Here is a 19,569-nt window from a genome sequence, read left to right as displayed (position 1 = left end):
GTTTCGTATATTCGATACCAGCAGTATCGTAAATGTCTTGACCGTCAAGAGTTTTTTTAGGAAAAGAAGATATGGCCGCAAAAAAGAAGTCCCGGAAAAAAGAAGAGAATTCTCCCGTTCGTGGAAGACCCAGAACCCAGGATTACGAAGAATCCATCTTAAAGGCGACTTTCGAACTATTGGCTTCGAAAGGATTTTACGGTTTTTCCATAGACGACATCGTCGAAAAAACGGGGGTCGCAAGAACTACGATCTACAGAAGATGGCCGAGTAAAGCGACCTTGGCGATGAACACCATTCTTACCTTGATCAGTCCTTACTTGGATTTTCCGGAAGGAACCTCTTTGGAAGAAGGAATCGTAAAGCAGATGAAGGGTTTGGCAGGGGTCTTCCAAGGAGATTACGGAAAGGTAATCTCTTCCGTGATCGGGGCCGCGCAGGACGACGCGGAATTGGCGAAGGCGATCAAGGACGATTATCTCAAACCGAGAAGAAAGATCGCGGCGGAATACATCAAACAAGCGAGACATACGGGAGAATTTCCCGATGTAAGCGATTCGGAAGTGGAAGGGTTTATCGATTTCTTATACGGGGGTTTGTATTTCCGTCTTCTTTTGAAACATAAAAAGCCCGGTTTGGACGGTTTGGAACCTTGGATCCGCCAGGTTTTCCGAATGATTCGGACGAAATGAAAGCCTTGCGCGACGCCCAAAAAGAATGAAACGATCGTCGACCGTGAACGACAACGACCGAATCCAAGTCGGGTCGTTGTATTAGTATTTTATGTATTAGTAAAAATGAATATATGGGGCCGCTTTTAAGAAGCGGCCTTTTGCAGCTTGAGGCGTTTTCGGATTTCCTTGCCTCGTCTTTGATTGACTTCCAAAACCTGAAGAAGCGTGTCGATCGGGAATACGGTTCCCTGGAACATTCTTCTCATCGTTCTTTCGGACATATCATACCAACGCGCTTTGGAGGACACGAGCAATTCTCCCGTTTTGGAAAGATGAATCGTCGCTTTCGTATAAAGTCTTCTTCTACGAACCATCGTAACCCAACAACGCACTTCCACTTCCTCGTTGAGAGGAACCGCTTTGTGATATCGCATATAAAGCTGATCCGTCATCACGAAATGTCCGAGATGAAAACAAAGAACTCCTTGAGCCTCGTCGAGAAGAGTCGCAAGAACTCCTCCGTGCGCGTAACCCGGAGCGCCTTCGAAGGCCTTTTCGATTTTAAACGGAAATCGAACCTCGCCGCTTTCTTCGTGAAAGGGAAAACTTGCGTGAATGCCTTTCGCATTCTCGGGACCGCAACCGAAACAATTCTTATGATGCCAATCTTGGCCGTTCTGGCTGGCTTTGATCTCCCGGTAGATAGTCTCTGGTTCCATGGGGTTCCTCCGGAAGGAGTTTTATCGATCGAATCGTTCGATTTTACATCGGGAACGATTCTTCTTCCATGAAAAAACCCGAGGTTCTGGATTCAAGTGCGAAACCCGTAAAAACTCTCGGGTTCCAACGCGTTTTTTGCGATCGGAATTTTTTAAATTTCGACGGAGCGGGCGCTAATTCCCGTTCAAATCACCTTGACTGAGACGAGATCGATCTTAATCTACGTTGCGTCTCGTTAGGGAGAATCGAAAATGAAAGCCGCTGTTTTAGAATCCGGTAAAAAAATTTTAGACATCAGAGAAGTTCCCGTTCCGTCTCTCGGACCCGAACAAGTAAAAGTAAAAATCAAAGCCTGCGGAATCTGCGGCTCGGACGTTCATCTTGTCGTTCACGGTACGCTTAAGTGTAAACATTTTCCGAGAGTTCCCGGTCACGAATCTTCCGGAGTTGTGGAAGAGATCGGTGAAAAAGTAAGTCGTTTTAAAAAAGGGGATCGTGTCGTGATCGCCGCGGGAACTTCCTGCGGAGTCTGTAATTACTGTAAGGCGGGTCACGAGAATCTTTGTAAGGACCTGGGCGTTTTCGGATTCGATCGGGACGGAAGTTTTGCGGAATACAACGTCGTCGAAGAACGTTATTTGTATTCTCTGCCGGATGCGATTCCGTTTGACCAAGGTGCGATTCTGGCCGACGCGGTTTCCACTCCGTATCACGCGATTCGTTATCGAGGAAACATCAAGGACGGAGATACCGTCGCGATTTTCGGTTGCGGCGGACTTGGAATTCACGCGGTCGCCGTGGCAAGGGCTTTGACGAGCGGTCGAGTGATCGCGCTCGACGTGGATAAGGGGCCGCTCGAGAATGCGGCGAAATACGGAGCCGACGAGGTTATCAATTTGAAAGAGGTTCGAAATCCGGGAAAGGCTTTGAAAGAAGTTTCCAACGGCGTGGATCTTCTCGCGGACTTTTCGGGTTATATGTCCAACGTGGAAGAATCTCTTCGTGCGATGAATCCGGGAGGGAGAATCGTTCTTGTCGGAATCGGAAGGCAACCGTTGAAGTTTCAGATTCCTTTTATTCTGATCGAAAAGATGATTTCCGTTTCCGGTTCGTACGGTTCCGATCGAAGGGCGATTCCGGAATTGATCGATCTTTATCTGAAAGGAAAAATCAATCTTACTCATTCCATCACTTCTCATCATCCATTAGAAGAATTGAATGAATGTCTCGAAGCTCTCGACGAAAGAAAGGGAAATCCGATTCGATTTATCATCGAACCTTGATTTTGATTTTCTTTCCGAGGAAGAATGGAAAGAAAAAAGGAAGCCATACGGTTCTGCGTTAGGACTGCTCTTGCTCGCGCGAGAATTTGTCTCGTCCCGGCTTGCGTAGCTTACAAAACATGAGATGAGAATCCATCGTCTTGCAAACTACGCATCGCATCCGATTTTGTTAAGCGAACTCTTCCACGAGCGCCTTACCAACTTCGGTCGCTTCCGGCACCGGAAGAAGTTTACCCGTTTTTACGTCGTAAACATAACCGTAGATCGGAATGTTCTTCGGAACAAGTGGATGATTTCGGATTCGTTTCACGTCGTCGACCACGCTCGAAAATTCATTCTCAAACGTAAGCCAATCCACGAACTCCGCTTCTCTGGAACCGGGACCTTTTCCGATATCTTTCCAACCCGCTTCGCCAACGGTCGCGGTCTCCAAACTGTTTGCTAAAAGACGACGAATGATCACGTCCGTAAAGAGCGCCATTCCGCAATCGGTGTGGTGGATTACGAACCATTCTTTTGTGCCGAGCAGTTTATAAGAAATTACTAATGAACGAATCGCATCGTCGGAGGCCCGACCGCCCGCGTTTCGGATCACGTGCGCGTCTCCTTCCGAAAGGCCCGCGTATTTTGCGGGATCCAATCTTGCGTCCATACAAGTTAGAATGGCGAACCTTCTTCCCGGCGGAAGAGCTAACTTTCCCTTGTCACCAAAATCGTTTGCATACTGCTCGTTTGCAGTTTCTACTTCTCGAACCAATTCAGACATGCTGGAGCCTCCTGTGATTGAGCTTATTCGTTATAGTAAAATTTAATATGCTATAATGGACTATAGTCAAATAAAAAGGAAAAAATTTTGAGATATTAGGATGGATTTAGATTCTTATCTTGGAATTTTGAATCATGGATTGGGCGTATGTGGGAACTCTTGCGATCATGTTTGAACCCAGTGGATTTTTATTTTTTGGGGAGAATGTAGGATCTCCTTCGATTTTGTCTTGTCCGAACCTCGACGGTTTTCTTCGGAAAATGTAGGAACTATTACGAACGGTTGAATCACAAAGCTTTTATCGATTCTCTAAAATGTAGGAACTACCACGGGCGTTGATTTCAGGTCAGCAGAGAATGAATTCTCCCTCAAACTTTTTCGAGAAGTTTGATAAGAACGAATGAAATCTTAAGTAAACCAAGGTTGGTCGTTCAATGCTTTGATCTTTAACTTTTCCAAAGTTCTTTTCGTAGTTCCGTCTTCCGAAAGGGAAGAAGGACTTCCGTCGGGGAAAAAATAGCAGTTCCCGTTCGCTCGATCGTAGAATAACGGTCCGGGTGTGCTTGCGATTTTGATGAGTCCCGACAGACCCTTTTTTAAGGCCTTGGTTACCAATTCCGGTTCTTCTTGCGTATCCTCGTAATCATACCATTCTTCGTCCGAAACGGTGATTCCGAAAATGACCGCGTTGGCCGATTCTATATTCAATTCTTCTAAAATAGAATTCCAGTATTTCCGGTTTCCGATTACGTCGTCCACTAAGGCGTCGCTGATTTTCTTTTCTTTCTCTCCGTCGAAGGCGTAAAAATACAGACCGCTTTCGTAGGTGAATGCGTTTTTAATTCTGCACAGTTTTCCGAAATATGGTTCTAAGATCGTTTTGAATTTGTCGTTGGAATTCATGATGGGGAGATTATAAAGAATCGAACTTGGGGATTCTTGGCAGTTGATAGGTTGCGATTCTTTTTTTCAGGAAATGTAGGAACTACCACGAACTGCGACAGAGACGAGATCGAGGATTTTCGGTTCTCGTTGCAAGTGTGGGAACTCCTGCGATCCAGTTCGAAACGACGAATTTCCTGAGAAGAATGTAGGAACTACCACAAACACTGAATTCTCGGAATTTGAGCGGTTCTCCAAAAATGTAGGAACTCCTCCTTTTTCCGATTTTTCATGCGAATCCGCGCAATCAATTTCTTGTAGCGATCGTTATAAAAAATCTTGCAATTTAAAAATCAGGAATTAGGTTTGGGGGAATACTTCAGTAATATATATCAATTGTTATATAAAGGTGGGTTGGTTTGAAAGCTCAGATGCAAAAATTGATTTTTCGGGGTGCGATCGTATTCTCCATTGTTCTTGTTTTTCCGGTATTAGGAGCGTTATCACTCAAGGACATCCCGCCTTCGCTCGGACCGGACGGAAGGGAAATCTCAAAACAATTCCTCGGTTTTTTGAGAGGGGTCGCCAAGAAGGTTCAATACGACGGAAGAGCATTAGAATTTCATAAATACATCGAGGCATCTCTCGAAAAGTTCGAACTCAAGAAACTCTATCATTCCGAGTTCTTACAAAAGGAAGAGGACGGAACTCATTGGGTTTCTTATAAGGGAAAATTCTCCTCCGAAGGATATAAAATCAGTCTCGAAGAAAAAAGAATGAAGACGATCGCCGTTCCTTCTTTCGGAGATTTCAGCGCGGAGTTCGATCTCAAACACAATCCGAAACCTCTTTACAGCGGAACTTCTTATTCCGGGAATCTGGATTTGGTCACACATCTCGGACCTTTTACGCATAAGCACGCGGTGATTGCGATGGAATCTTCCTTGAAATTTTTGGATCCGCATAACGTGAAACAAATCGACGCGCCGAATACTCTGATTTTCAAAAAGATCAACAATCCGGAAGCGCGAAAAGTTTTGAACGATCTTTCCAAGTCGTTTCCCGATCTCGGTAAATTCTTAAATTATTATTTCGGATTGGATTCTCTTTTGGTTCTTTCGGAGGAAAAAGAAGGCAAGGGAGAATCCGCAGTCACACGATTCAACTTTAAAGGATCGATTTCCAGAAATCTTTCGGACGACTACGAGGAGTTAGGCGATTATCTCGATACGATCAAGTATTTGGGTTGGGTGAATATCAAGATCGAAAATCAAAAGGGAAAAACTCTCGCGGAAATTCGTTTAAATTCCAAAACCCCGGATATCACGTTTAAGTTTTTGACTTCGCACGGGAAAATTCTTCCTTACGATTCCAAAAATCATTTTCCGGAAGACGCGATTTCGATTCCTTCTTTGAATCATTTTCCGTTCCAAGTGCGTGTTTCTCTCGAAGCGAATCTCTACGGTCTTTTATTAGAGAATCCGGAAATTCTTCTTTCGGGCGTTTTTGTAAATCATCCCGATAACGGTTCGCTTTCTTTTAAAATTCAGAAGATAGAGAAGTTCGACGTTTCCGGCGGTTTTTCGTATGTGATTCCGACTTGGGCGATCAATCTTGTGATTCCGGGAAATCTCGAATCGATCATTCATGAATTCACGGAAACGCTCGTTCACGCGAACGGCGATAAGGGAACCAAGGTCGCGCTTAGCTGGAGTCGAGATTCGGGCAAAACCTTGCTGAAAACGCACGTGGAATCGGAGTTTCTGGATAATTTTTTCATTCGTTTCGGATTGAAAATCTGGAATCATAAGGTTCTTCCTTCCGAAGAGGCCCGCGACGATATCCGTAAGGTTTTTATCCGTATGATGGATTTGATCATTAAGGATATTTAATACGTTTTAGGGCCGGAAAGGATTGGCCCGGCCTTACTTGAGGGATCTCTCGGGCGAAGTTTCTACGTTAGGCTGGGTTCGACGCGAGGTTTTCGATGATCATTTTTAGCGAATTCGCTTATCAAAATTTTTTCGTTCTTCCCCAAATTTAGAATTAAAATATTAAATTCTCATATTTTATGCGAGGTAGATGGCTGTTTTTTGAAGCGGAGTAAATAGAATGAATTACTAATACTTCAAATAAGGATCTGTTTCTTGAAAAAATCTATTTTTGCGCTGTTGCTTTTTTCTTTGGTTTTCGTTTCTTGCGATGATGAAAAGAAAAAACAAGACGACAACGTATCACTTCTTCTTTTGCAACAATTGTCCACTCTTTGTCCATCGAATATTACGATGATCTCAAGTAATACCACGCTCAATGCTCAGGTTGGAAGCGCGATTCCCGCGATAGGAATTCATTTTACTTCTCCGTCCGCGAATGAAAATCAGCTTTTAGCGAATAAGAACTGCAAGTTCGAAAATTTTACCCTTACTTCTGTTTTGCCTGCCGGTCTTAGTTTTAATTCTTCCACCGGGAATGTGACCGGGACGCCGACCGCTCAGGGAGGTCCGACTACGATTTCCTTTACGGCTTCCGTAACCGCAAATGGCGGATCGCCGGTAACCGTTGCAGGGGTGAAATCGATTAAGGTTTTTGCGGCTGGCGCTCTCACTTGTAGTGCCGTTGGTTTTGCCGGAGGGTGCACAACGAAGCCTTATTCCTGTACGAATTCCTCCTTCTGTTATAGTACAATGTCCGGATGTCTTGCCGCTTCCGAATGCGGGTATTGATTCTTTTTTTACGAGGGCATTGACCGTGCTACTCTTTGAAAAGATATAAACGTTAAACACCCTTTAAAGGAAAATAGAAATGAAGGAATTCAATAAAGTTAGTTGCTCAAATACGTTCAAAGGAGGTTTGCTCGGGTTTCATAAGATTTCTAGAGGTTTAATTTTAGGTCTTTTGATTGTAACAATCGCAGTTTCTTGTAAACCGAAAGAAACCGACGAGGAAAAGTCCGATAAACTTTTTCAGAATCTCATCTTCGCGACCGTTCTCTTAAATCCCTGCAACGGAGCGAATCGTTTCAGCGTTAGTCCGACGGGCTTCACCGTTCCCGCGGGTCAGAGTATGACGATCTGTGCGGATCAAAACGGAACACCGACGTTGACTTTTACGCAAGCCGGCAGTTATAAACTCACTGCAATCAACGGAACTCAAACGCATAGCTCGAGCAAGTGTACTTCGAATTATTCCGATTTTACGCTGACCGTGAAAGATCCGGGTAACACTTTGATTCTGACAAGCTCTACAACGGGAACTTCTTTGGATATCAACGCCGCGGCCAATAGCCAATATACGCTTACTGTGAGCGGAATCGCTTCCTCTTCTCCTTACACATGCCAAGGTTTGAGAGCGTCCATTTCCACAACAGCGGCTCGTTTGACTGTAACCCCGAATTGATTTTTTTTGAATTTAGAAAAGAAAAACGATAAGGAAAATCCGCACGATCGAAAGGCCGTGCGGATTTTTTTATATTAGAGACCTGTAATGGTCCCACAAGTGGTCGCTAAATTCTTAGAACTCGGATACGATTGATCCGAGGTCGCGGCGCTTAAAGCGAGATTGATCTTGCTCTTGATCAGATTCGAAGTCGCGCAGTTTCCTCCGTTGTTCGTACACTTAACGTTCCCCGGTTTCACACCCGTGGAAAGAGTCGTAAGCCAAGTGACGAAGTTGGTTCCGCCCGAGTTCACGCCGTACATATCCTCCGAAGTGGTGATCGTATGAACGTCTCCCGGAGCGATGTAATACGAATAGTTCGTAGCTCCACCCGAGATTCCGTTCATCGAAGTCACCGCTTGTTGCGTCCAACCGCAAGTCGAACCGTCCGTGGAAGCGGGGGTTCCGTCGGGAACCGAACTTCCGTCCGTATCTCCGAATAAGGAAGAATAGGTTTTGGAAGAATCATAAGGGTCCGTGGTTTTCGAATCCGTATAAGTCGGAGCCGCGTTGATGATGGTCATCACCTTGTAAAAGAATCTTTGATTTCCGTCGAAGGTCGCGGTGTATTGTCCGGTCTTATCGCCGGAAGCCGTGTAATACGTGGAAACCTTCGTAAAGAAATCCTGAATCGAAGGAGTACCGGTTGTGAGATAGTTGCCCGCGATCCCGGTCACCCAAGTCGGAAGGTTCGGATCGGCTCCCCACTGAGTGCTCAAAAGGTTAAAGAAACCGTTCGGCACGACACCGTTAGATGCATCGGAAAGCATGTTGATTTTTACGGAAGCGTTCAAACCTTTCACCGTTTCTCTGACGATCGGATAATTCAAAAGCGCCCCGTAACCGCCCGCGCTTTGTCCGGTCACGAACACGGTTTCCACTCCGGTATATTCGGATTGTATAAACTTCAAAGTCGCAAGAACGTTATCGTAACCTCTGTGTTTTACGACCGTCGCGGTTCCCGTGTTCGGATTCGTGTAAGTCGTATCCTTGGAACCGACATGAAGATCGCCCGTACAATACGGAATAAAAACCACGTCGTAATCCTTGAAAGGATTGGAAGCGTTCTTCTCGTTCATCACACCTTGAAAAGCGACCTTGACGAAAAGATCGGGAACGGAATTGAGCTGATTGAAATACGTGGTAGTGCTCGATCCGAAACAGTTGTAGCTGCTCCAACAAGCGCCGCCGCCCATAAAGTTGATGAGAAGTTTTTTATTCGATGCGCTCACCTTCTTTCTGTAAATGGAGAATGTAGTATTACCGTCCGCTCCCGTACATGCCGGAGAATAAGCCCGGTTCGTATAACTCGCGCCCGCGACCGTGATCGTACCCGCGGAAGGGGTGATCTTTTCGTAGGGATTGTATAAAAAGTCCGCCACAACCAATCCGAGAATCGTTTTGTCGGTATCGTCTTCGTGTTTTTTACAATCCGCAGACGACAGAATCAGACAAACAGCCATGAAGTATATTGCCCATCGTTTCATTATTTTTGAACTCCTCACTCGTTCGTTTCTCTTTTGAACTCGCCAATTATAGGATTCCGCGTAAGGAAAGTCAACCGATACCGCAGAAATCGAAAATCAAGCGGAACGAACTGCGGGAACTCCCGATCCGGCCCGGCTTTTTTAGATGGAAAACGGCTCGGATTTGATTTGAGAATCCCTTCCTATGTAGGAACCTGGACAAAATCCGGTCTTCACCGGTATTTTTTGCGAAAATTGAGGAGGCCTTTTGGAACCTTTAGAGGATTTGTCGGGAATTGAAGAGAATCCAATCATTCCATTGGACTCGATCTTACCACAGGAATTGTTTCTAATTCCGATCAAGTCCCGACCCGTGTTTCCGGGAATCATCACACCCTTGATCGTGCCGAGCGGAAAATTCGCAAAGGCGGTGGAAGAATCCATCAAAGGAAATTCTTTTCTGGGACTCGTACTTTTAAAGGACGAGGAGAACGAAAAGGAAACCTCCGAGAACGTCTATCAATACGGCGTAGTCGCAAAGATATTAAAAAAAGTGAATCTACCCGACGGCGCGGTCAACATTCTCATCAACACCGTACGTCGTTTTAAAATCGGATCGTATGCGACCATCGATCCGTTGATCGCAAAGGTTTCTTATCCGGAAGAGGAACCGGGCGCGCCAAAGAATACGATCAAAGCGATGATGAGAACCCTTCTCGTCATGACGCGCGAACTCGCGCAAAACAATCCGTTGTTTACCGAAGAGATGAAACTCACGATGCTCAACGTAAACGAGCCTGGAAAGATGGCGGATTTCGTGTGTTCCATTCTCAACCTGGAAAAGGAAGAATATCAATCCGTAATCGAATCCAACGTGCTCAAGGAAAGAATCGAAAAGGTTCTTCTCTTTTTGAAAAAAGAAATCGAACTCGTATCCATACAAAGGGAAATCTCCGATCAGATCCAGGACAAGATCGACAAACAACAAAGACAATTCTTCCTAAGGGAACAACTCAAGGCGATTCAAAACGAACTCGGAATCAAGGACGATAAGTTCGAAAAGAAATACGAGAAATTTTTGGAGCGTCTAAAGTCGATCGGAGCCGATCCCGAAGTCATCGAAGAAGTGACGAGAGAATTGGATAAATTCTCATACGCGGATCCGAACACCGGAGATTACAACGTTATCCGAAATTACTTGGACATTCTCGAGTCGCTTCCATGGGAACCCGCGGTCAACCGCGAGATCGATCTCGACAAGGCCAAACGAACCTTGGACCGAGATCACTACAAACTCGAAGACGTAAAGGATAGAATTTTAGAATTCCTCGCCGTAAAAAAACTGAAAAGCGACGAGAAGGGAACGATTCTTCTTTTAGTCGGACCTCCCGGAGTCGGAAAAACCTCGATCGCAAAGTCCATCGCGGAAGCGATGGGAAGAAAATTTTTCAGATTCTCCGTGGGAGGAATGAGGGACGAGGCCGAGATCAAAGGACATAGAAGAACGTATATCGGATCCATGCCGGGGAAAATCATCTCCGCACTTCGCATAACAAAAGAAAGGGATTGTGTCATTCTTCTCGACGAGATCGACAAACTTGCGGTCGGCATACAAGGCGATCCTGCTTCGGCCTTGCTCGAAGTGTTGGATCCGGAGCAGAATAAGAATTTCAGGGATCATTATCTGGATCTTCCATTCGATATTTCGAATGTGTTTTTTATCGCGACCGCGAACACGCTCGATTCCATCTCGAGAATTCTTTTGGATAGAATGGAAATCATCAATCTTTCCGGTTATATCACGGACGAAAAGGTTCAGATCTTTCAGAAATATCTTTGGAAAAAAGTTCTTAACAAAAACGGAGTCGCTCCGTACGGAATCGATTTCGACAAAAAGGCGGTGGTCGCGCTCATCGATTCTTATTCGAGAGAATCGGGAGTTCGTGGTCTTGAAAAAGTCACCGATAAACTCGTGCGAAAGATCGCGATGAAGATCGTAAAAAAGGAACCGTTTCCGAAGGTCGTTCAGGAAAAGGATCTCGAAACGTTTTTGGGAGTTCCGAAGTTTACGGACGAAAGAATGGTTCGCGCTTCCGTTCCGGGAACCGCTCTCGGTCTTGCATGGACGTCGGTGGGCGGAGCGACCCTTCTCATCGAAGCTCTTTTCGTAAAAGGAAAGGGCGGAATTCTTCTTACCGGGATGATCGGAAAGACGATGGAAGAATCCTCCAGTATCGCTTTGAGTTATATTAAGAATTTCTTAAGTAATGACGGATTGTTTTCGGAGAGAATGGTGCATTTGCACGTTCCGGACGGAGCGACTCCCAAGGACGGTCCTTCCGCGGGAATTACGATGGCGACCGCCATTCTTTCCCTTGCGTTGAACACGAAGATCAAAGCGGGTTACGGAATGACAGGAGAAATCACGTTGACCGGAGAGGTTCTTGCGATCGGCGGTTTGCGGGAAAAGATCGTCGCGGCCAAACGCGTCGGAATCCATAAGATCATCTATCCGAAGGACAATCTGCAACATCTGGAAGAGATTCCGGATTACGTCAAAAAGGGAATGTCCTTTTTTCCGGTAAGTCGTTACGAGGAAGTCGCGGCTTTGATGTTCGACGAGAAGATTCTTCTGAAGGCCAATCCTTCCTTTCGCGAAAAGTTGAAGGCGCTTGAAGTTCCCGTAAAAAAAGCCGCTTCGAAAAAGAAGATCGTTTCCAAAAAGAAAACGGCTCCTTCCAAGAAGAAGGCCGCGAAAAAAAGTAAGAAGTAGTATTTTAGAATATTCTTAAATATAAATTTAAAAAAATATAGGAGAGCCAAATGGGCGTTCCATTTATCGATATCAAAAGGTTTGAACCGGGACTACTGGAAGAATGGGAAGAGAAGGTTAAGATTCTCAGCAAAAACGCGAGTTTTATCGGAGGGGAAGAAGTTTCCCTATTGGAAAAAAATCTGGCGGCTCAAGCCGCGGTAAAGTATGCGGTCGCTTGCGCGAACGGAACGGACGCTCTTCAGCTCGCATTGCGCGCGTTAGGCGTTGGAAAAGGCGACGCGGTTCTTCTTCCCGATTCAACATTCTGGGCGACTTTCGAAGCGGTAGTAAACGTAGGCGCCGACCCTTATACGATCGATACCGACCCGGACGATCTTCAAATGGATTTCGCCGAATTCGAAAAGGCCGTGGACAAAGTGAAGCCGAAGGCCGCGATGATCGTTCATCTTTACGGTTGGGGTTCTTCCCGTTTGGAGGACTTCCGCAAACTCTGCAAGTCGAAAGGAATTCCTTTGTTGGAAGACGGAGCTCAGTGTTACGGAGTGAAATACAAAGGCGCTTCGATTTACAAAGACGCGTTGATCACGACGACTTCTTTTTATCCCGCGAAAGTTTTGGGCGGAGCCGGAGACGGCGGCGCGGTTTTTACGAACGACGAAGAACTCGCGAACAAAGTAAGAATGCTTTCCAATCACGGAAGAATTTCCCATTATGCGTACGGCGACGTGGGTTGGAACTCGAGGCTCGATACTTTACAGGCCGCGTTTCTCAACATCAATCTGAAACACCTCGACGCGAGAATCGCTTCTCGTAAAAAAGCCGCACAAAAATATTATGATATACTCCCAAGCTTAGGCGTTCAGGTAATTCAACCGCCTAAGGACTACGAGGAGAACGGTTATTGCAACGTGACCCTTTCCACTCCGGAAGAACGTCCTTTGATTCAGGATGTTCTCAAAGAAAAAGGAATCGGTTTCGGTAATATTTATCCCGGCGCGATGAGCGATCAACCCGGAGCAAAACCTTATATCAAAGGAAAGTTCGGGGATAAACATACGACGGGGAGAATCTGCGCTTCCGTTCTCAACTATCCTTTGTTTCCTTATATGAAAGACGAGGAGCTGGAGGAAGTTTTCTCCGCGATCCGCGCCTACAATTCCAACAAAAAATAATTCAAAACGAGCGGAGTGGAAATTCTTCCGCTCCGTTTCATTCTATAACTTTTTTCTTGTTCTTTTATTCCCTCGGTCTAAAATGAAACGAGGGGGATCTGAATATGGCTGACATAGATATAGGAATATCCGAAAAAAATAGAGAGACCATCAACACGGGGTTGCAAAAACTTCTAGCCGATACTTACATTCTTTACTTCAAAACGCACAGTTATCACTGGAACGTAACCGGTCCGTTGTTCAACACTTTGCATCTGATGTTCCAAACACAGTATAACGAGCTCTGGCTTTCCATCGATCTGATCGCGGAAAGAATTCGTTCCTTGGGTTTTTACGCGCCCAGTTCTTCGCATCAATTGGGCAAACTCACCTCGATTCACGAAGAGGGAGGAGTTCCAGTTGCGGAAGATATGATCCGTCACTTGGTGAGCGGACACGAAACCGTGATTAAAACGGCTCGCGCTCTTCTTCCCGCAGCGGACGAAGGTGGCGACGAAGTGACTTTGGATTTACTTACGCAGAGATTGGAAATCCACGAAAAAACAGCGTGGATGCTCCGTAGTATGCTCGTCGTCGAAAAAAGTACCTGAAAATTAAACCGAATTCGTTTATCAAAACGGGCGTTTTCTTTAAACGGAAATCGCCCGTTTTTTTTCGGCGATTCGGGCGGATTCCTTTTGGATCTTCGTTTCGTTCTGGCAATAATTTCTTGAAAAGAACGTAAAATCGGTTCCACTCTTTTACTTCAAGGACCGAAAATCGTGATCAGAAAAATCTATAACCTTTCCCTTCTTAAAAAACTTTCTCTCGTCATTCTTCCCACTCTGATTCCCCTTTTGTTCGCCAGTTTTTTCTTTTTAAAGGAGTTTATGGATAAGAGCGAGTTTACGAGAAAAGAATTGCTCGGTATCGATTTTTTCTTCGGTGCGAACGAACTCTATTCCGAACTCGTGGATCGCCGCAGGGATTTCTTTTACGTTATGAAAGGAAAAATCCCTATCGAGACGCTTAGGGAAAGCGATAAAAAACTGGAAGCGAAACTGGTTTATCTCGAGAATCTCGAAAAGGAATCGGGATTTATGAAACGTTCTCCCGAGTTCGTCTCCGCAATGCGGAAGGAATGGGAGAATCTTCCCAAAACTCCGGACCCTTCGCTCGGTCTGGAAGGATCGAGAAAAACTCACGAACCTTTTTTTAAACTTCTCCTGGACTATCAGGATTACGTTGCGGCGGATTCTCATTTGTTGCTGGACTCCGATCCCGAGACTTTCTACGTTCTATCGGCCAATATATTACTAATTCCGAATATATTAAGCGACATCGCGAACATTCGAGGTTCGGGCTATCAGGTTTTGGAACAGGGGGACGGGAATCTTTTTTCCAAGGAGGCCGTTCTCATATCCAATAAGATCCATCGAGTGGAGGAAAGTCAAAAACAGGTGACCACTCTTTTGCGGAGTTCGGTCGCACAAAACGGAACGGTCAAATCCAATTTCGAAGTTCGAATCGCCGATATAGACAGGTTGGTCTCGGAGAATTTGGATCTTTGCAAACGGGTTTTTTCGGGACAATCCTCCGAAAGCCCGGACGCTTTTTTAAAAAGAATGGTTTTGTTCGTGCAGAAGTATCAGGATTTTGAAAAGGATCTGTTGGCGACAACGCAGTCGATTCTTCGGGAAAGACTTCGTGCCGATCGTTTTAGGATCGCTCTCGCGGCTTCGGGGCTCGCGCTCTTTCTTCTTACGACCACTCTTTTCTGTTTTATCGTCATTCGTTCCATCATCGATCCGGTTCATAAGATCACACTCGGTTTGAAACAAGCGATGGGAGAAAGGGATCTTACGATTCAAATCGACGCCGTTTACAAAAACGAAATCGGAGACATTACGGTTACCGCAAACGAATTCTTAAAATATCTTTCCGATCTTTTTCAAACTCTTTCTAAGATGGCGCATAACTCGAATCAAATCGTAAATCAACTAACGGACTCCATACGAAGTCTCAATCAATCGGCGCAGTCGCAGGCCGCGGGGACCGAAGAATCTTCCGCGGCCTTGGAAGAGATCGCGGCTTCGTTGCAAAACGTTCTTCAATCCGTGGAAGGCGAAGCGAGAGACGCTCAGGATTTGAAGGTAAGATCGGGCGAGTTGAAAACTTCCATGGGTCAAGCGGGCGAAAAATTGATAAGCCTCAGCGATTCGGTTCGTAAGACGGCGACGGCCGCGGTGGAAGGAAAGGAAACGATTCTGCAAGCGACCAAGGCGATCGACGAGATTCGCGAGATGGCGAAACAGATCAACTCGATCACGACCCTAATCACCGGAATTTCGGATCAAACGAATTTACTTTCGTTGAACGCGGCCATCGAAGCGGCTCGCGCGGGAGAAGCGGGGAGAGGGTTTGCGGTCGTCGCGGAAGAAATTTCCAAGTTGGCGGATCGTTCCGTTACGAGCGTAAGAAACATCGAACGTCTCGTCTCCAACACACACGAGGCCGTAACCAAAGGATCGAACGACGTGAACACGGTGGTCGCATTTCTTTTGGAGCTGATTGAAAACACGAATCGTTATCAACAAGAGGTCGTCGATCTCGTGAACAACGTAAGGGAGAATACACAACGTGTGGACGGAATCACCGAAACCATCGTAAAGGTTTCTTCCGAATCGCTACAGATCGAAACTGCGACGAAGGAACAAAAACTTTCCACGGATCAGATTGCGGATACGATTCAGTTGATTACGACCGAATCCCAATCCATCGCTTCGAATTCGGACGAGGTTTCGAGAGTCGCGGAAAAAATCCAGCGCCAGGCGAACGAACTCAATTCGATTCTTTCCCAGTTTAAGTTTTGAAACGGATTCTTCTTTACAAACGCGTCTAACGTTACGGGGCGGATTTGATCGAAATTATTTCCTATTCATCGAACGGTTTTCCAAAAATTTTACGATCAATGCTTGTCTCGCGGATTCTTGCGTAAAGTCGTCCGATCCGATCGTATCGTCCGGATCGGAAAAAGGCGTTCCAAATCGAATTCTTTCCGTCGGTCTAAATATCCAAATCGGCCATAAAAAATAATTCCAAACCGATTTTCTAATCCTTCCCTTATAGCGCATGACGTACGTTTCATTTTCACTTACGACTTCTGATTCGGTTTTGAATGTAAAACCGGCGTAAACGGTGGCATCCAAGCTCATAAAACCGAGTGAAAGGACGTTCAGCATCCATCCCAGGCCGTAACCTAAACTTCGAGTTGTATAATGAATGTTAAATCGTATTTTCCCTTCCGCCAACAAATCAGCCTCTTGACGGCTAATATCTATGGTCATTTCAGATTTAGGAATTCGAATACAAGTTTCCGAAAATCTAGAACGTATTATATTTATGGAATGTTCCTTCCGAATCTTATGACATAGATGCGGGTTCTCTTTTTGCATTTCCGCATATTTTTCAAGTTGGGATTTCCATTTGTTGTCGTCGAGATAAACGTTTTCTTTGGTTTCGACGGTAGAACAGTAATCGAATTTGAAAAGAACGTTCGGAATCGCGTTTTTGATCAAAGTCCTGAGTTTGTCCGTAGGTTTTCCGTTGTACATTTCGTTTCGATCGTAAACATCAAACGCGGGGATTTTGCGTTGACCGTTTTCACTAACGCATTCCAAAGAGCCTAATGGATCTCCGACGATGAGAGGGGCTCCTTCGGAAATTCGGATCAGGATCGGCTTGTAGATTACATCGTCTTCCGTCTGAAAAATTCTTTTCTTGAGAGGAACTTGTTGCGTATCCGTAGTAAGCCAAATGCAGGAAAAAAACGGTAACAAGCTTAAGAATAGAAACAAACGTAAGGACGATCTCAAAAAAAATCTCAACGGCATTGGGTTTTCCCCTTTTCGATATGTCGATCGTAACCCACGATTTTTTTCTTAAACTTTCCGTTAGGAATCGATCATTTGCAAAGATAAAGACAAGACACTTCTTTCTAGGAAGAAATCTTGTTAACCGGGGATCAGTTCCTGCACCACTTCCTTTTCCACTCTGAAGTTTCGAACGAGTGAATTGAGAATGCCCGCGAGTTGTTTTAAAAAATCGCCCGTTGCGGTCAATTCTTCCGATTGAGCGGATATCTCGTGAAACGCGCCGCTGATAAATTCGACCGATTCGTACAAACCTCCGATTTCGGAAACTCGTTGTGCGATGTCGGTCATGATGATCTCGCTTTGATCGGTGATGGAAACGTTGAGGCGATTGAGATTATCGATCAGATCGGAATAGCGCGCGCTGTTTTGACGAATCGCAATCTGAGTTTGAGCGATGGATCTGAATTCATCGGTTAGATTTTTGAAAAACTCAACGGTGTTGAACACGGTCGTTTTACCTCGGGAAACGGAGGATTGAATCTCTCCCAAAATTTCGGTCGCTTTCTTCGTGCTTTCCTGAGTTCCCGATGCGAGCTTATTGATTTCTTCCGCGACGACTCCGAAACCTTTCCCCGATGTTCCGGAACGAGCGGCTTCGATCGAAGCGTTGATGGAAAGCATTCCCAGTTTTGTGGAGATGTCGTTTAACAATTTTACGAGACCTTCCACCTTCTTCGCCGAGGAGCCGATGTCGTTGATATCGGATTCGAGATTGCCGAGTTCCTTTCTACTGGAGTCGATCGTTTTTACGGAGGCTTCGGATTTTTGAGAACCGATTTCCAAATCGATATTAAAACGTTGAAAGCCCGAGACGAGTTCGTTTAACATTTTCTTGGCGTTTTGTTCGATCTCTTTTTGTTCCGAAGCGGAAGCGGAAATTCTTCGAAACGATTCTCGAAAAGAATCGAAAACGGAAGTGACTTCCTCGAGACTTGCGGCTTGTTCCTGAATCCCTTGGCTCATGTGTCCCCAAGCCGTTGAAATTTCGGAAGCGGAATGTTCCAATTCACCCGATTTTTCTTTGATCGTGTAGATCATCTTTCCGAGATTACCGAGATATTGATTCATCAGAAACGCGATCGCACCCGCTTCGGTTCCGGTGTCCACGTGGATCTTTCTCGTAAGATCTCCTCCGCCCTTGGAAAGATCTTTGAGAGAATGGATCAGATCGATCCAACTCGAACCCGCTCCGTGTTCCGCGACGTTCAAACCTTTTTCCTCGTATTCTTCGTTGACTCGTATTCCGATCGAAACTTTTAAGATCCAGAAAAGAATGAGACCGAGACCGAAGGACCAAACGGCGCAGGTAACGACGCCGATCAACTGTGAGTATATTTGAATATTAGAATTTTTTGATAGAACGGGAAGGAGAAGAGTTCCTATAATCCCGCAAACTCCGTGAACCGGAAACGCTCCCACGACGTCGTCCAATCGGAATACTTTCTCCAAAACCCAAGCGGCGATCACGACGGACGCGCCCGCGATCGCTCCGAGCAACAAGGCGGAGGAGGGTTGAATCTCGTGACAACCCGCGGTAACCGCCACGAGCCCGCCGAGAACTCCGTTCATACATTCTTCCACGGAAGCGATTCTATAAAAGAGCCACGAAATAAAAATGGCGGACAAACCGCCGGCGCTTCCCGCCAAACTCGTGTTGAGAATGATCAACGGAACCTGATCCGTGAAAGAAAGCGCGCTTCCTCCGTTGAACCCGAACCAACCGAACCAAAGAATAAAAACGCCTAAAACGGAAAACGTAAGATTGTGTCCTTGGATTTTCCGCGGAGTTCCGTCCTCTTTGAACTTGTCCTTTCTCGCACCGAGAAGAATCACACCTGCCAAAGAAATCCAACCGCCTAACGAATGTACTACGGTCGAGCCCGCAAAATCCACGAAACCGAGTTTTGCGATCCAACCTCCGCCCCAGGTCCAGTGACCGAAAACCGGATAGATAAAAATCGAAACTGCGACCGAAACGATTAAATATGCAGAAAACTTAATGCGTTCAGCGACGGCTCCGGACACGATGGTGGCCGCCGTTCCCATAAACGCCACTTGAAAAAGGAAGAATGCGAATTCTTTGCCGTCCTTTAAACCTTCCAAAAAGAATAAGTCCGTTCCGATCCAACCTTCGTTGGAAAGTCCGAACATAAGACCGAAGCCCACGAAGAAGAACGCGATCGTTCCGACGATATAATCCATCAGATTTTTAACGGCGACGTTGATCGTATTTTTTAAACGGGACAAACCAGTTTCCAACATAAGAAATCCGGCCTGCATAAAGAAGACTAACGCGGCGCAGACGATGATCCAGATCGGATCCACGGATTTGGAAAGTTCCTGCGCGGGAGATTCGGATGAAAGAGGTTCCGCGAATCCGAATAGAAGAAAAAGGAAAACCGGAGTCGCGGCAAAAATGTTTTGAATGTGTTTTTTCATATCGTTCTAACTGAGTCGAAATTCAATTTTTAGAACCGGATT

At 45.6% G+C, this 19,569-nt stretch carries 15 protein-coding genes; 9 read left to right on the top strand and 6 right to left on the bottom strand.

Annotation, left to right across the window (positions count from 1 at the left end; translation table 11 throughout):
• The first annotated feature begins 71 nt into the window (after window positions 1-71).
• On the top strand, window positions 72-692 hold the full coding sequence (locus LEP1GSC052_RS10580) for a TetR/AcrR family transcriptional regulator (protein WP_020986492.1): 621 nt from the start codon (window positions 72-74) through the stop codon (window positions 690-692).
• 125 nt (window positions 693-817) lie between these two features.
• Here LEP1GSC052_RS10580 and LEP1GSC052_RS10575 read toward each other — a convergent pair whose 3' ends face one another.
• Complete coding sequence (locus LEP1GSC052_RS10575; RefSeq protein WP_010575771.1) at window positions 818-1,393, bottom strand: PaaI family thioesterase; 576 nt, start codon at window positions 1,391-1,393, stop codon at window positions 818-820.
• Between the two features lie 252 nt (window positions 1,394-1,645).
• On the opposite strand from LEP1GSC052_RS10575, the gene LEP1GSC052_RS10570 reads away from it, so the two are divergent.
• A complete protein-coding gene (locus tag LEP1GSC052_RS10570) occupies window positions 1,646-2,677 on the top strand; it encodes a zinc-binding dehydrogenase (protein ID WP_020986636.1) in 1,032 nt (343 codons plus the stop codon).
• Between the two features lie 169 nt (window positions 2,678-2,846).
• Here the strand turns inward: LEP1GSC052_RS10570 and LEP1GSC052_RS10565 are convergent, their stop codons facing one another.
• Window positions 2,847-3,443 carry a beta-class carbonic anhydrase gene (locus tag LEP1GSC052_RS10565; RefSeq protein ID WP_010575769.1) on the bottom strand — a complete coding sequence of 199 codons (597 nt, stop codon included), beginning with the start codon at window positions 3,441-3,443 and terminating at the stop codon, window positions 2,847-2,849.
• A gap of 408 nt (window positions 3,444-3,851) precedes the next feature.
• On the bottom strand, window positions 3,852-4,346 hold the full coding sequence (locus LEP1GSC052_RS10560; RefSeq protein ID WP_010575768.1) for a hypothetical protein: 495 nt from the start codon (window positions 4,344-4,346) through the stop codon (window positions 3,852-3,854).
• Window positions 4,347-4,756: 410 nt separating this feature from the next.
• On the opposite strand from LEP1GSC052_RS10560, the gene LEP1GSC052_RS10555 reads away from it, so the two are divergent.
• The 3 genes from LEP1GSC052_RS10555 to LEP1GSC052_RS10545 all read left to right on the top strand — a co-directional run bounded on the left by LEP1GSC052_RS10555 (window position 4,757) and on the right by LEP1GSC052_RS10545 (window position 7,721).
• Window positions 4,757-6,217, top strand: coding sequence for a hypothetical protein (locus LEP1GSC052_RS10555; protein WP_010575767.1), 1,461 nt, complete (start codon window positions 4,757-4,759; stop codon window positions 6,215-6,217).
• 393 nt (window positions 6,218-6,610) lie between these two features.
• A complete protein-coding gene (locus tag LEP1GSC052_RS10550; protein ID WP_244265279.1) occupies window positions 6,611-7,048 on the top strand; it encodes a putative Ig domain-containing protein in 438 nt (145 codons plus the stop codon).
• A 79-nt stretch (window positions 7,049-7,127) separates the two neighbouring features.
• The gene (locus tag LEP1GSC052_RS10545; protein ID WP_010575765.1) at window positions 7,128-7,721 is read left to right on the top strand and encodes a hypothetical protein; all 594 of its coding nucleotides are present in this window, start codon (window positions 7,128-7,130) and stop codon (window positions 7,719-7,721) included.
• Between the two features lie 74 nt (window positions 7,722-7,795).
• On the opposite strand, the gene LEP1GSC052_RS10540 is transcribed toward LEP1GSC052_RS10545, so the two are convergent.
• Window positions 7,796-9,247 carry a pectin acetylesterase-family hydrolase gene (locus LEP1GSC052_RS10540; RefSeq protein WP_020986253.1) on the bottom strand — a complete coding sequence of 484 codons (1,452 nt, stop codon included), beginning with the start codon at window positions 9,245-9,247 and terminating at the stop codon, window positions 7,796-7,798.
• A gap of 247 nt (window positions 9,248-9,494) precedes the next feature.
• Between LEP1GSC052_RS10540 and lon the strand changes: the two genes are divergently transcribed.
• From lon to LEP1GSC052_RS10520, 4 genes are all read left to right on the top strand, one after another.
• Complete coding sequence (gene lon, locus LEP1GSC052_RS10535; protein ID WP_020985529.1) at window positions 9,495-11,999, top strand: endopeptidase La; 2,505 nt, start codon at window positions 9,495-9,497, stop codon at window positions 11,997-11,999.
• A gap of 50 nt (window positions 12,000-12,049) precedes the next feature.
• The gene (locus LEP1GSC052_RS10530) at window positions 12,050-13,174 is read left to right on the top strand and encodes a DegT/DnrJ/EryC1/StrS aminotransferase family protein (protein ID WP_010575761.1); all 1,125 of its coding nucleotides are present in this window, start codon (window positions 12,050-12,052) and stop codon (window positions 13,172-13,174) included.
• 104 nt (window positions 13,175-13,278) lie between these two features.
• Window positions 13,279-13,764: a Dps family protein gene (locus tag LEP1GSC052_RS10525; RefSeq protein WP_020986422.1), complete on the top strand. Its 486-nt coding sequence runs from the start codon at window positions 13,279-13,281 to the stop codon at window positions 13,762-13,764.
• A 171-nt stretch (window positions 13,765-13,935) separates the two neighbouring features.
• Window positions 13,936-16,026, top strand: coding sequence for a methyl-accepting chemotaxis protein (locus LEP1GSC052_RS10520; RefSeq protein WP_010575759.1), 2,091 nt, complete (start codon window positions 13,936-13,938; stop codon window positions 16,024-16,026).
• Window positions 16,027-16,080: 54 nt separating this feature from the next.
• Here LEP1GSC052_RS10520 and LEP1GSC052_RS10515 read toward each other — a convergent pair whose 3' ends face one another.
• On the bottom strand, window positions 16,081-17,046 hold the full coding sequence (locus LEP1GSC052_RS10515) for a hypothetical protein (RefSeq protein ID WP_020986757.1): 966 nt from the start codon (window positions 17,044-17,046) through the stop codon (window positions 16,081-16,083).
• Window positions 17,047-17,166: 120 nt separating this feature from the next.
• Window positions 17,167-19,527 (bottom strand): ammonium transporter, encoded by a 2,361-nt coding sequence (gene amt / locus LEP1GSC052_RS10510; RefSeq protein WP_010575757.1) that lies wholly within the window; start codon window positions 19,525-19,527, stop codon window positions 17,167-17,169.
• Between the last annotated feature and the right edge of the window lie 42 nt (window positions 19,528-19,569).

Source organism: Leptospira kmetyi serovar Malaysia str. Bejo-Iso9, from assembly GCF_000243735.2.
GTDB lineage: Bacteria > Spirochaetota > Leptospiria > Leptospirales > Leptospiraceae > Leptospira > Leptospira kmetyi.
The sequence above is the reverse complement of the archived record's forward strand: the minus strand, read 5'-3'. Positions and strand labels throughout refer to the sequence as shown.